Origin of the sequence: Aeribacillus composti (genome assembly GCF_031760945.1) — a bacterium.
GTDB lineage: Bacteria > Bacillota > Bacilli > Bacillales > Aeribacillaceae > Aeribacillus > Aeribacillus composti.
This window is the reverse complement of the sequence record NZ_CP134501.1, coordinates 1,983,107-1,995,300: the sequence shown is the minus strand read 5'-3', so window position 1 is coordinate 1,995,300 and position 12,194 is coordinate 1,983,107. Positions and strand designations below refer to the sequence as shown.

Annotated in this window: 13 protein-coding genes; 7 read left to right on the top strand and 6 right to left on the bottom strand. The window is 38.1% G+C overall.

The genetic code is table 11. The features are described 5' to 3' along the window. Positions 1-24: 24 nt before the first annotated feature. Positions 25-669 carry a PspA/IM30 family protein gene (locus tag RI196_RS09670; RefSeq protein WP_063387808.1) on the bottom strand — a complete coding sequence of 215 codons (645 nt, stop codon included), beginning with the start codon at positions 667-669 and terminating at the stop codon, positions 25-27. A 15-nt stretch (positions 670-684) separates the two neighbouring features. Continuing rightward, the gene (locus RI196_RS09665; protein WP_063387809.1) at positions 685-1,026 is read right to left on the bottom strand and encodes a lmo0954 family membrane protein; all 342 of its coding nucleotides are present in this window, start codon (positions 1,024-1,026) and stop codon (positions 685-687) included. A gap of 134 nt (positions 1,027-1,160) precedes the next feature. Between RI196_RS09665 and RI196_RS09660 the strand changes: the two genes are divergently transcribed. Continuing rightward, the gene (locus RI196_RS09660; RefSeq protein WP_311066134.1) at positions 1,161-1,592 is read left to right on the top strand and encodes a hypothetical protein; all 432 of its coding nucleotides are present in this window, start codon (positions 1,161-1,163) and stop codon (positions 1,590-1,592) included. Positions 1,593-1,906: 314 nt separating this feature from the next. Here the strand turns inward: RI196_RS09660 and RI196_RS09655 are convergent, their stop codons facing one another. Next, positions 1,907-2,884, bottom strand: a complete 978-nt coding sequence (locus tag RI196_RS09655) for a LacI family DNA-binding transcriptional regulator (RefSeq protein WP_311066133.1) — start codon at positions 2,882-2,884, stop codon at positions 1,907-1,909. Positions 2,885-2,979: 95 nt separating this feature from the next. Between RI196_RS09655 and RI196_RS09650 the strand changes: the two genes are divergently transcribed. The 5 genes from RI196_RS09650 (at position 2,980) to RI196_RS09630 (ending at position 7,969) form a co-directional block, all read left to right on the top strand. Then, entirely contained in the window at positions 2,980-3,123 is a 144-nt protein-coding gene (locus RI196_RS09650) for a hypothetical protein (RefSeq protein WP_161939811.1), read from the top strand. Positions 3,124-3,688: 565 nt separating this feature from the next. Then, positions 3,689-4,630, top strand: coding sequence for a ring-cleaving dioxygenase (locus tag RI196_RS09645; RefSeq protein ID WP_130156992.1), 942 nt, complete (start codon positions 3,689-3,691; stop codon positions 4,628-4,630). A gap of 41 nt (positions 4,631-4,671) precedes the next feature. Next, a complete protein-coding gene (locus tag RI196_RS09640) occupies positions 4,672-5,283 on the top strand; it encodes an alpha/beta hydrolase (protein WP_311066132.1) in 612 nt (203 codons plus the stop codon). Between the two features lie 1,074 nt (positions 5,284-6,357). Continuing rightward, complete coding sequence (locus RI196_RS09635; RefSeq protein WP_094245876.1) at positions 6,358-7,290, top strand: aldo/keto reductase; 933 nt, start codon at positions 6,358-6,360, stop codon at positions 7,288-7,290. Positions 7,291-7,387: 97 nt separating this feature from the next. Beyond that, positions 7,388-7,969, top strand: coding sequence for an LOG family protein (locus tag RI196_RS09630; RefSeq protein WP_066251226.1), 582 nt, complete (start codon positions 7,388-7,390; stop codon positions 7,967-7,969). 83 nt (positions 7,970-8,052) lie between these two features. On the opposite strand, the gene RI196_RS09625 is transcribed toward RI196_RS09630, so the two are convergent. From RI196_RS09625 to lexA, 3 genes are all read right to left on the bottom strand, one after another. Further along, on the bottom strand, positions 8,053-8,637 hold the full coding sequence (locus RI196_RS09625; protein ID WP_066251223.1) for a lysophospholipid acyltransferase family protein: 585 nt from the start codon (positions 8,635-8,637) through the stop codon (positions 8,053-8,055). A gap of 735 nt (positions 8,638-9,372) precedes the next feature. Next, positions 9,373-10,752 (bottom strand): NADP-specific glutamate dehydrogenase, encoded by a 1,380-nt coding sequence (gene gdhA / locus RI196_RS09620; RefSeq protein WP_094245873.1) that lies wholly within the window; start codon positions 10,750-10,752, stop codon positions 9,373-9,375. Between the two features lie 329 nt (positions 10,753-11,081). Continuing rightward, a complete protein-coding gene (gene lexA, locus RI196_RS09615; protein WP_063388299.1) occupies positions 11,082-11,705 on the bottom strand; it encodes a transcriptional repressor LexA in 624 nt (207 codons plus the stop codon). A gap of 159 nt (positions 11,706-11,864) precedes the next feature. On the opposite strand from lexA, the gene yneA reads away from it, so the two are divergent. After that, complete coding sequence (gene yneA / locus RI196_RS09610; protein ID WP_063388298.1) at positions 11,865-12,179, top strand: cell division suppressor protein YneA; 315 nt, start codon at positions 11,865-11,867, stop codon at positions 12,177-12,179. Positions 12,180-12,194: the final 15 nt, after the last annotated feature.

Here is a 12,194-nt window from a genome sequence, read left to right as displayed (position 1 = left end):
GCCCTTATAGCATAACAATTTACGTTAAGAATTTGAATCCGTTTCTTGATTTTTTAATTCTTTTTCAAGCTTTGCGATTCTTGCATCAAATGTTAATGTATCGTATCTGTTGTTGATTCGATTTTCCAGTTCATCAAGGTAATTCTCTATTTCAGCAAAGCGAACAAAATGGTTCTTTTCGGAATTATGCTGCTCAAGAACTTGGTTGATCCGGGAGTAGGCGCGTGCAATATTTTCTCGTCCCATCAGCTCCATGCGCTTTATATGCATATCTTTTAATTTATGTTTCATTTCTTCATATTTATGTTCTAAGTCAATGAGCTGTTTCGTTGCTTGTTCAAGCGCTTGTTTTAATTTTGATGCACGCTCCTCATACTGCTGCTGCTCGTTGATGGCAAATTGATGCAATTCTTCTTCTTGCGCTTTCAACGCAATTTCGGCTTGATATTTTCTTTTTTCTTTTAAGTGTTCAGCATGGTTGTATTCTCTTAACAGCTCTTGTTTTAATAATCGTTGGCGTTCGATTAATTTTTGAACCTTTTCAACTTCCTTTTCACATTGGCGCAAATATTCATTTAATAGCGCAATTGGATTCCTTTGTTCCTGTTCATTCAATAAATCATGTAAATCGGCCATAATCACATTTTTTAATCTCGTAAATATGCTCATTTTTTTCCCCTCCATTTATTGTCGTTTTAGTGATTCCCATTGTTTTTCAAAATTGGTGAATGGATCGTCTGACACATACGGATCATTCGATTTTTTCCAATTATTAAAAATGAGATAAAGCACATATGCGGCGATTAAACCGAGAATAGCTGGGACATTTGCAGCTGAAACAGATAGTGCAATCAGCCCGACAATCCCCCAAAACCATTTTTTTGATTTTTTGTCGGATTTCACAAATTGTTTAAACGAAAAGTATAGAACAAGCAAACTGATAAGAAGTCCGACGATTGAGCCGAGATTGGCGATTAAAACTATTGCGGCTATTGCACCTGCGATGAACAAACCGATTTTTTTCATAATTTGAATGACCTCCTTTCAATTTTCATCTTACCTTTTGTGGTCGCTGCTCATAACGAACCTGAGGCATATTTTGAACTACGACTTGAGGCGTATTTCGATTTCCTTTCAATGATTATGTTCTGCTTAGGATCATGGTTAGAAGGGAGGACGGGGCATGGGATACATTGATCAATCTGTATAAAAAGCACGCCATTATTGATTTAATGCGATATTACACCGTGATGAATTTGTTAATGATCTTGTTGCTTTTCTTCCTTAATCTAGCGGATGTGCCTTGGCATTTAATTTTATTCGCCTTGCTGCTCGGGTTGAATTTTTTGCTGATTGGTGCGTTATTGATTTTATTGGTCAAAAATGTTGAAATGGCGTTCGGATTCATTGCCATTTATACGGTTGTCGAATACGTGACAAACGGCGAACTTATACCATGGCCGCACTTTTTTTACAAATTCAACTCGATGGTTGACGGAAATAAAGCGTTTGTTTATGCAGCAAATATTTTGAGCATCGTGATCGCAAGCTTGCTGATAAGAAGAAAATTAAAAGACGACTTTGGGAAATAACGCTCCAATTTTAAAGATTTTCATTGCTATGCAATTGAAAACATTTGTAAGGCCATTTGTGATTGACGTACACTTTGCTGTCGGCCAAAAAGGGGAGTAAGTATGCAGACAAGTTGTTAACCAGCTTTGAGTAGTAATCGATGAATTTCACACTGAACGTCAAAAGAAAGCGGAATATGGAAAAAGACGCATGCAAATCGTCAAAATGATTACAAAATCAAATGAAAAATCCTGCCAAGCTGCTTCGGTTTTTGCAGATGATCGTTTGGCAGGAATGATTTGAACTCTAAAGAGGGGGAAGCCTTCTTCATGGGTTACACAGTTTTCCGCTCAATTAACCGAAAAGGGAGAGTCATCTTCTTATTTGTTTGCTCCCGTTTTTCTTTACAATGAATAATCGATTGCACCGCAAGCTTCCCCATTTTTTTTATTGGGATTTCAATAGTAGTGATTCCCATGATGTCGGCAATAGGCTGATTATCAAAGCTTAAGATGGCAATGTCTTGAGGAATCTTTATTTTATATTGTTCGGCACTTAATAAGATACCTGCTGCCACTTGATCGTTTGTAACAAAAAAGGCAGTCGGTTTTTTCTCTAAATGCTGAAGCTTTTCCATAAGCTGTTTGCCGTCAGTGATCGATAGGCATTTGTCGAAGATCCACTCGCTTCGAATCGGTTCGCCTAATTCCTTCATTTTTGTTTTATAGGCTTTTCTTCTTTTTTTACTGTTTGGTCCTTCCATTCGTCCTAAAGTAAATGCAATTTTCGTATGACCTTTCGAAATTAAATAGTCCAAACCAAACTGAAATGCCTGTTCATGCGGAATGCTCAAAGAAGGGAAATGGCTTTGGTCTGAATCTTCGCAAAGAACGATCGGTCCAGCATTTTTATATTCTTTCAATACATCAAAGGAAATGGCTCTTGAACAAAAAATGACACCATCCAATAAGGTTCCCCGCAACAATTCCAATGCTTCAAGCTCTTTTGCTGGTTCATAATTCGTTTGAAAGAGAACAAGCTGCAAATGATGCTTGATCGCTTCCTCCGAAATCCCTTCCACAATGCTGCTAAAATAAGGATGATCGATTTTAGGCAGGACGACGCCGATCAAATTTGAAAAGCCTCTAGACAAGTGGACTGCATGAATGTTCCGTTTATAGTTGATTTCTTCTATCACTTTTAAAACCGCTTCTTTTTTTTCGTCACTGACATATGGATGATTATTTAAAACTCTCGAAACCGTTGTAACAGAAACACCTGCAAGCTTTGCAATATCACGAATCGTTGCCATGAAATATCCCTTTCTTTTAAAAATCCTTGACCTGAAACGCGTTTCATACATTATGTTGATGTTGACAAAGAGATGAGTTTGAGGGGGGGAGGAATATGATGAAAGGATTACTTATTTTAATTGGCTTATGTCTTCTCGAAATCATCTTAGCAAAATTGGCGTTAAAAGACAAAGATGCTTCGTTAATGGATTTTGCTGAGTTTTTTGAATTAGATGATAAAAAAGAAGATCAGAAATGATACCTGTCCGGTTACGGTATTCAACTTCATTTGTCTACATTTGCTAAAGCCATACGGATTTACTAATATTAAATTGCAACGGTCATTCCGATCAGTCTGCAAAAAGCAATTTGCTTTTGCATGTTTTCGGTTTATCTGAAAGCAGCTGGCGGATGCCGGCTACTTTCAGGATGTTGCGTGTTCATCACCAATCTTAAATTCGACTGTGTTTGCCGAGCCATCACAAAAAAATTTATGGAACGGCCAATTGCCCTTGCTACGGCAAGAACAACAATTTCTGTAACGATTTTGCGCGCAAGAGGAGAGGGAGGTTTCTCTTCGCATTCAAACGCTGCTCTTGCGATTGCTTTCATTTTGGTAAGGATGGTATTTTAGTGAATACGGAACGAAAAGAGATGAAAAATTCAACAGATCAGCATTTTGACAATAAATGAAAGATTTGATAAAATTATTTTGAATTAAAAATAATTTAATTCGAGATATTTTAATTCGAAATAATGACCCGTTAAAATGATTGATTTACAAAAACGAATCGCGTAAAGAAAATAATAAAGGAGAATCAAAGATGAAAAAGAAAACAGCTGGAATTCATCATATTACTGCTATTGTCGGCCATCCGCAGGAAAATATTGATTTTTATGCTGGAGTTTTAGGGCTGAGGTTAGTTAAAAAAACTGTGAATTTCGATGATCCCGGCACGTACCATTTTTATTTCGGGGATAAAGAAGGAAAGCCAGGGACACTGATTACTTTCTTTCCTTGGCCTGATGCGTATCAAGGAAAAATCGGCAATGGTCAGGTGGGTGTAACTTCTTATGTGATACCAGAAGGTTCCATGAGCTTTTGGCAAGAAAGACTAGATAAATTTAGAATTCCGTTTACAATGACAGAACGGTTTGGTGAGTCACTGCTTGTATTTCAAGACCCGCACGGTTTGAACATTGAGCTAGTGGAACGAAAAGAAGGAGAATTAAATCAATGGGAATTTGGCCATGTCACCTCTGATGTTGCCATTAAAGGATTTGGCGGCGCCGTATTATATTCATCATTTCCTGAAAAAACGTCAGAGTTGTTGGAGAATATTTTTGGACTTCAACGAATTGGAAGGGAAGGAGATTTTATTCGTTTTCAGTCTCCAAGTGAAATCGGCAATGTCGTTGATGTAAAAATTACTTCTTCCGGACGCGGCATCATGGGGGTTGGAACAGTCCATCATATCGCGCTTCGGGCAAATGACGACAACGATCAATTAGAATGGAAAACATCTTTAGAATCAAATGGATACAGGGTAACGCCAGTTCAGGATCGAAAGTATTTTCATTCTATTTATTTCAGAGAGCATGGTGAAATTTTGTTCGAAATTGCAACAGATCCTCCGGGTTTTGCAATTGATGAATCTTTAGATGCACTTGGAAAAGAATTAAAGCTTCCGGAGCGTTACGAAAAGTATCGGGAACGGTTGGAAAATAAGTTGATGCCAGTGGAAGTCCGTAACCTTGACGAATAAGAAAAGTAATGCTTAATAAACGCTGAGAAGGAGAAAAAACGATGAAACATATTTTTCAAAAAGGAAGCAATCCGGCAAAACCGACTCTCCTATTGCTGCATGGAACCGGCGGAAATGAGTTTGATCTTCTTCCCATTGCAGAAATTATTGATCCAGAAGCATCGATTTTAGCTGTGCGCGGAAATGTAATTGAAAATGGAATGCCGCGTTTTTTTAAAAGACTTGCCGAAGGAGTTTTTGATGAAGAAGATCTTGTTTTCCGTACAAAGGAATTAAACTCGTTTTTAGATGAAGCAGCACAAACATATCGATTTGATCGAAATTCTGTAATCGCAATCGGTTATTCCAACGGAGCAAATATAGCAGCCAGCCTTTTATTCCATTTTCGGGATGCGCTAAATGGAGCCATCTTGCATCACCCGATGGTGCCGAGAAGAGGGATGGATCTGCCGGATCTTTCAGGAAAAAACGTTTTTATTGCAGCTGGAAAGCGTGATCAAATTTGCTTTCCTGAAGAATCAATAGAGCTTAAAACATTTTTAGAAAATAACAACGCGAATGTGCACTTGCATTGGGAAAATGGAGGACATGAGCTGACTTTATCAGAAGTTCAGGCAGCATCCAATTGGTACCGGCAGCTTTATCAAAAATAAGCTGTGAAAGATACCAATAAAAGCAAGTAAATTGGATCAAAATGTTGCCAGCAATCAATTAGCCGTCATTCCAAAATGTTTATAACAAAATGCGGAAGGAAATTGGGCGTGCTCTTTCATTTGTAAATGTTTGTCATTCTCAAGGCTCGTACATCATATATCAAAAGAGCTGCTTAATTCCACGCAAAGCGGATCAAAAATGATCCGTAATGCAAAAAGTTTCGTCAAAGTGCGGGAGTTCTTATATTTGAAAAAATGTTTATCAACTTTGAACCTTGTGCATCAAATATATTAACAGAGCTGCCGAATTCCACAAGATTTACAATAGAAAATCGTGAGCGTTCGGTGGATTTTATGAAATCAAGATAAGTATTCGCAAAATAAATGTTTTGACAGAGGCATTAATTTGCAATTTTTCAGTAATGCTTTATCTGTTTTAATTAATTGATATAATTGCCGAAAAAAAGAATATCCTTCTAAATAAAAAGATTGAAAGTAAAGGACGGAATTGCTTTCAAGCAAACAGTGGGGCTGTCCGACGAGTTGCTAAAATGAAAGATTTTGAGAAATACAACTGTGAAGGACAAAAATAATGAAATAAAATTTATAAATGTTCTTTATAGAGGCAATGAAGTCCAACAAGAAGCGATTGTATGTGCTGAATGTCCGTCATAAAACTTTTGAAGAACCTAATGAAGAAAGAGAGCAAAAGAAAAGTCCTTCATAAGACTTCTGAAGGATATAAAAAGATTGAAAAAAATTGTATGTCCGATAAGTCTCTAAAATAATGCTCCCAAAAGTCAGTTAACCCTACTTTTGGGAGCCTCTTTATTTTGTTATTGCAGCAGGCAGCAATCTCTTAAGATATTTTTATGGTGCTTTAGACAACTTCAAGAATTTGAACATAATGGAACAAACAATAAACAGTCGAGCAACTGCTGCTTGAAAATGAATAAAAGAATCCTTTCATAATTTCATTTATAAAGCCATAATAATATTTAATAGCTTATTAGTTAAAAAACTGATTTTTCTGATAGAATTTGTTATAATGTTAATGAAAGGAGTTGAAATATTGTGACAAAAAAGACTAGATTAGGCAAGACCGATATATATGTGAACCCAATCGGGCTTGGAACAAATGCTGTTGGCGGGCACAACATTTTTCCAAACCTTGACGATGAAACTGGGAAAGAAATCGTTCGTACAGCTTTGGATCATGGAATAAATTTTTTGGATACGGCATTTTATTACGGTCCTGAGCGTTCGGAAGAAATTATCGGTGAAGTCGTCAAGGAGTTTGGGCGTCGTGATGAAGTAGTCATTGCTACTAAAGGTGCTCACAAATTTGTAGACGGAAAAGTTGTTCTTGATAACTCTCCCGATTTCCTTCGCGAGTCGGTCGAGGGCAGCCTGAAACGCTTAAAAACGGATTACATAGATTTATATTACATTCATTTTCCGGACGAAACGACACCGAAGGATGAAGCTGTCGGTGAATTGAAGAAGCTTAAGGATGAAGGGAAAATTCGTGCGATCGGTGTATCGAATTTCTCGCTCGAACAATTAAAAGAAGCGAACAAAGATGGGTATGTCGATGTAATTCAGTCCGAATATAACTTATTTAAACGACAAGCAGAAAAAGATTTGCTTCCTTACACGGCGGAAAATGGAATATCGTTTATACCATATTTTCCACTTGCCTCAGGTCTATTAAGCGGAAAATATTCGAAAGATGAGAAGTTCAATGATTCACGTGCACAAAATCCTTTGTTTCAAGGGGAAGCATTTGCGCGTAATCTCGAAAAAGTCGAGCAATTGCGTCCAATCGCAGAAGCGAAAAATGCTGAAATTGCTCACGTTGTGCTAGCATGGTATTTAACGGTCGATTCCATCGATGCGATCATCCCTGGTGCGAAGAAGCCGGAACAGGTACTTGACAATTTAAAAACGTTAGATGTCCAGTTAACAAAGGAAGAAATAGAGAAAATCAGTCAGATTTTTCAATAATTTTGTAAAAAAGCTGTGATGGAAATATCCCATTCACAGCTTTTAATAGGACTTTCTCATTCGTCAGAACGTTTAGAGAAGAAGCAGGAGTGGTAATATGAGACGTGTTTGTGTTTTTGCAGGATCGAATCCGGGAACAAATCCTAAGTATAAAGAAGCAGCTATCAAACTGGGAGAAGAATTGGTAAAAAACAGGCTTGAGCTCGTATATGGAGGCTCCAGCATTGGTCTGATGGGAGTGATTGCAAACACCGTATTAGAGTTAGGAGGCACCGTATTGGGCGTTATGCCGACGAATTTATTTCAAGGAGAGGTTGTCCACAAGCATCTCACTCAGCTTTATGAAGTCAATGATATGCATGAGCGGAAAGCAAAAATGGGAGAGCTTTCAGATGCGTTCATTGCTCTTCCCGGAGGCTATGGTACTTTTGAGGAAATATTTGAAGCGGTTAGCTGGGGGCAGCTTGGGATTCATGAAAAGCCTGTGGCGTTGTTAAATATCGATGACTATTACACGCCGGTAAAACAGATGATTGAGAATGCGGTAGAGGGAGGCTTCATGCCTGAAACGCATAAACAGTTTATGATTTTTGCAGACAATCCCTCTATATTAATAGATAAACTTCGTGCGTACAAACCGCCTTTGAAGACAAATAAGTGGATCGAACTAGATCGATAAATGAAAATATCAGAACTTTACTTCGCCTTTAGCTTTCTGATCAGTTTGTCTAAAAATGACAAGCTGATCAGAAACGTCAATGTTTAGTCGTTTATGCTTTTTTCAAGAGCTTTCAGCTTATGTTCAAGCTGTTGAAGCGCATCATCAATTTGATTTGCATTTTTCTCTAAATAGATTGGTTCGCCAAATGCAACGACAGCTTTTTTCCCGGCAAAAAAATCTTTTAAACTTTTTGGACCATGATAGGTTGCAGGCAATATGGGAACGCCGGCTTTCATCGCAATTGTAACCGCGCCTCTTTTTAAAGGAACTTCCTCGTCTGTTCTTGTGCCGCTCGGGAAAATTCCAACAACTTTATTTTCTTTTAACAGTTTCAAAGGAATTTTTAGTGCGCTCGGTCCAGGATTTTCACGATTAACTGGAAAAGCATGCATCTTTTTCAAAAACCAACCTATGAGCGTGTTCTGAAACAATTCTTTTTTGGCCATATAATGGACATGAATTGGAAAAAGTGCTGCGGCGAGCAAGACTACATCTACCCAGCTGCGATGAGAGCATGTAACAATAAAACGATGGTCTGCCGGAATATGCTGCTTGCCTTTGACTTCTAGCAAACTAAAAATTTTAATGATCAATATTGCAAGTTTTCCTGCTAAATGATAAATCATTTTGTTCCCCCCCCCCCGAATGACTTCCAGAAATATGTTTGCGTTGCAAAAGATCTGTATTTTCGGTTAGGGCGCATGTCGATTTTGTCTGCGTTCAGTTTAGCATTTTTACGTGATGCATGTAAAGTCGGTAGTACATCGTCAACGAATCGTCTTATCCAAAGTCAGTCAGTGAAAATACCGCCGTTTCATTGGAGGATGGGCAGCCGTATTCGGTGTTTTTTAGATGAACAAGTATTTGTGCTGAAGGTTATTGGCGCTGGATAAAAGGAGCAACCATATCAATAATAAAATGCTTTAATTGGAAAAATCAATTTTAATAGCAGTTACTTTGTTTCTATAAATTTTATACTTGATGATACAAAATATTGAGAGTAAAGAAGAGATGAAGCAGAAAAACAAACATCAGTGCAATCTGTCTTTTTTATTTAAAAAACAAGAGAGATAATCAATCCAGGCATCAGCGTAAAAAAATATGTAAGATAATCTGACATAAAACTTCAATTCTCTCATTGAATGGGATACACTGATAGGGAAAAATTTGATCCAATCGTGGAAATAAAGAAGAGTGAATTTGGATCGGTGTGATGTCAATTTCTATTCACTCAAGTTAAGATGGGGTATTATAGTGAGCATGATGAATCGCCAAAGCAGGTTAGGTAAAGCTTTAGCGATTATCATATATGTTTACTCACTATAAAGAATAAATGATGGAAATGACCATTTTTCTATCTTTTAAATGACTCCTTGTTCTACCATTGCATCAGCGACTTTTTTAAATCCTGCAATGTTAGCGCCGACGACAAGATTTCCGGAGCAGCCGTATTCATTTGCAGCGTTGACGCAATTTCGGTAAATGTTCTTCATGATATCACGTAATTTTGCGTCGACATCTTCAAAGCTCCAAGATAATCTTGCGCTGTTTTGAGCCATTTCTAATGCTGAAACAGCAACTCCGCCTGCGTTAGCAGCTTTTGCAGGTCCAAAAAGAATATTGTTTGATAAAAACACGTCGATCGCTTCTAATGTAGACGGCATGTTGGCGCCTTCTCCAACAGCTTTGAGTCCGTTGGAAACAAGGAGTTCAGCTGCTTTTTTATCGATTTCATTTTGAGTAGCGCATGGGAGGGCAATATCGCACGGAATGGACCAAATTCCGGAACAGCCTTCATAATATTCTGCATGAGGATGTTCATTTACATATTCTTTAATTCTTTTTCTTTCAACTTCTTTTAACCTTCTAACCGTTTCAAGATTAATTCCATTTTTATCAAAAATGTAGCCATCAGAGTCGCTGCATGCGACAACTTTTGCACCTAATTGTGTTGCTTTTTCAATCGCATATATGGCAACGTTCCCAGAACCAGAGACAACAACTGTGCTTCCTTTGAAGCTTAATCCATGGTCTTTAAGCATTTCTTCAACAAAATAAACAGTTCCATACCCTGTCGCTTCGGTTCTCGCTAGGCTTCCGCCGTAACCAATGCCTTTTCCGGTTAACACCCCAGCTTCAAATCCGCCGCGTATTCTTTTATATTGGCCAAACAAGTATCCGATCTCTCTTGCGCCAACTCCAATATCACCGGCAGGAACGTCAATATCTGGTCCAATATGTTTGTAAAGCTCTGTCATAAAGCTTTGTGTAAATCTCATAATTTCCCCATCTGATTTACCTTTCGGATCAAAATCAGATCCGCCTTTTCCTCCGCCGATCGGCTGCCCAGTCAATGAATTTTTGAAGATTTGTTCAAATCCTAAAAATTTAATAATGCTGGCGTTGACGGTCGGGTGAAAGCGCAAGCCTCCTTTATATGGCCCAATTGCACTATTATATTGCACTCTAAATCCGCGGTTTACACGCACTTTTCCTTCGTCATCCACCCATGGAACGCGAAAAATGATCAATCTTTCCGGCTCAACAATTCTTTCAAGTATTCCGTGCTTTATATATGTAGGATGTTGAGCAAATACAGGCACAAGCGAGTCAAATATTTCTTTTACAGCTTGAAGAAACTCAGGCTCATTCGGATTTTTTTCTTGCACGGATTGAAATACTTCATTGACATATTGCTTTGCATTTTCCAGTTCACTTTGTTTCATAAGTAATTGATTCATAGCACCTCTCCTATACCTAAAATTTAAGCAGTTAGAAGAATTCAAACAATTCAGTAAATCATCCCGGCACTGGCTAAGGAAGCGAAATCTACAATAAAAAATTCTACAACAAAATAAATCAAAAAACAATGACTGTTGAGAATTGTTGCATAATAGCTTTGCATGCAGGCGCGGAGAAGGCGCCTGAAATTTGTTTCATTGAATCTAGCTTGTCTGCATACATATTGATTAGAAAACATTTTTAAAAATTTAACATCGCTAAGAGAGGGAATTTTGAAAATTTTATAAAAAGAAAAAGGATGCCTCACCTGTTTTGAGACATCGAATATTCAGTGTATGGAACGGTATAGCCCGATCACTTTTCCGAGTATTGTCACATTTTTTAAAATAATCGGTTCCATTGTTGGGTTTTCCGGCTGAAGCCGTATAAAGTCTTTTTCTTTGAAAAACCTTTTTACGGTCGCTTCATTGTCGTCTGTGAGCGCGACAACGATGTCGCCGTTATTGGCTGTTTGCTGCTGTCTGACAATAACTAAATCTCCGTCCAGAATGCCTGCTTCGATCATGCTTTCTCCGACTACTTCAAGCATGAAAAGTTGATCATCACCTGATGCAATATGATTCGGAAGCGGAAAATATTCTTCGATGTTTTCAACGGCAGTGATCGGAATACCAGCCGTCACTTTTCCTATGACCGGCACGTTGATCACATTGTTTGTTAGAAGGTGGCTGCCATCATCGTCCAAAATTTCAATGGCTCTCGGCTTTGTGGGGTCTCTTCTAATCAGTCCTTTGCTCTCAAGCTTTGCTAAATGCCCGTGAACAGTTGAACTGGAGGCAAGACCGACCGCTTCGCCGATTTCTCTTACAGAGGGAGGGTATCCTTTCTTTTTTACTTCCTCCTTAATGAAGTTCAAAATATCTTGTTGTCTCTTAGATAATTTTGTTGACATGTCAAGCACCTCAGTCATATCAATTTGTGTCGATTATAGCATGATTTTTCCAAAAAAGCAAACGTAAGTTCGAATATTTGCTTGACAGAAACATGTGTTCCCTTTTATACTTAAAAACAAAAAACCGAACAAATATTCTGTTTCAGGGGGCGGTTCTAAATGGATAAATTATCATGGTCTTACATCGTTTCTTTTTTCCTTGTCATCATGGCGGCAGTTTTGGCGATTTCGTATACTGGAGAAAGGGAAGAGCTCGATCATTATTTGGAGGTTCAAGTGAAGGAAGGGGACAGTTTGTGGAAAATCGCTGATGAATATAAAGAATATGACAATATGTCTCATTCAGAGTTTGTTAAATGGGTTCAGGAGCGAAACAATCTCCAAAGCCTTGTTGTAAAACCGGGGGAAACAATCGTCATTCCGATTGAAAAAAATAAATACTACAATGCTGAATATTTGGCAAACAAAGAATAACCGCAAGGAGCATTT

Bases quoted from the DNA above. Each gene is read 5' to 3' on its own strand.
- RI196_RS09670 (WP_063387808.1), bottom strand. From the start codon at position 669: ATGAGCATATTTACGAGATTAAAAAATGTGATTATGGCCGATTTACAT.
- RI196_RS09665 (WP_063387809.1), bottom strand. From the start codon at position 1,026: ATGAAAAAAATCGGTTTGTTCATCGCAGGTGCAATAGCCGCAATAGTT.
- RI196_RS09660 (WP_311066134.1), top strand. From the start codon at position 1,161: ATGGTTAGAAGGGAGGACGGGGCATGGGATACATTGATCAATCTGTAT.
- RI196_RS09655 (WP_311066133.1), bottom strand. From the start codon at position 2,884: ATGGCAACGATTCGTGATATTGCAAAGCTTGCAGGTGTTTCTGTTACA.
- RI196_RS09650 (WP_161939811.1), top strand. From the start codon at position 2,980: ATGATGAAAGGATTACTTATTTTAATTGGCTTATGTCTTCTCGAAATC.
- RI196_RS09645 (WP_130156992.1), top strand. From the start codon at position 3,689: ATGAAAAAGAAAACAGCTGGAATTCATCATATTACTGCTATTGTCGGC.
- RI196_RS09640 (WP_311066132.1), top strand. From the start codon at position 4,672: ATGAAACATATTTTTCAAAAAGGAAGCAATCCGGCAAAACCGACTCTC.
- RI196_RS09630 (WP_066251226.1), top strand. From the start codon at position 7,388: ATGAGACGTGTTTGTGTTTTTGCAGGATCGAATCCGGGAACAAATCCT.
- RI196_RS09625 (WP_066251223.1), bottom strand. From the start codon at position 8,637: ATGATTTATCATTTAGCAGGAAAACTTGCAATATTGATCATTAAAATT.
- gdhA (WP_094245873.1), bottom strand. From the start codon at position 10,752: ATGAATCAATTACTTATGAAACAAAGTGAACTGGAAAATGCAAAGCAA.
- lexA (WP_063388299.1), bottom strand. From the start codon at position 11,705: ATGTCAACAAAATTATCTAAGAGACAACAAGATATTTTGAACTTCATT.
- yneA (WP_063388298.1), top strand. From the start codon at position 11,865: ATGGATAAATTATCATGGTCTTACATCGTTTCTTTTTTCCTTGTCATC.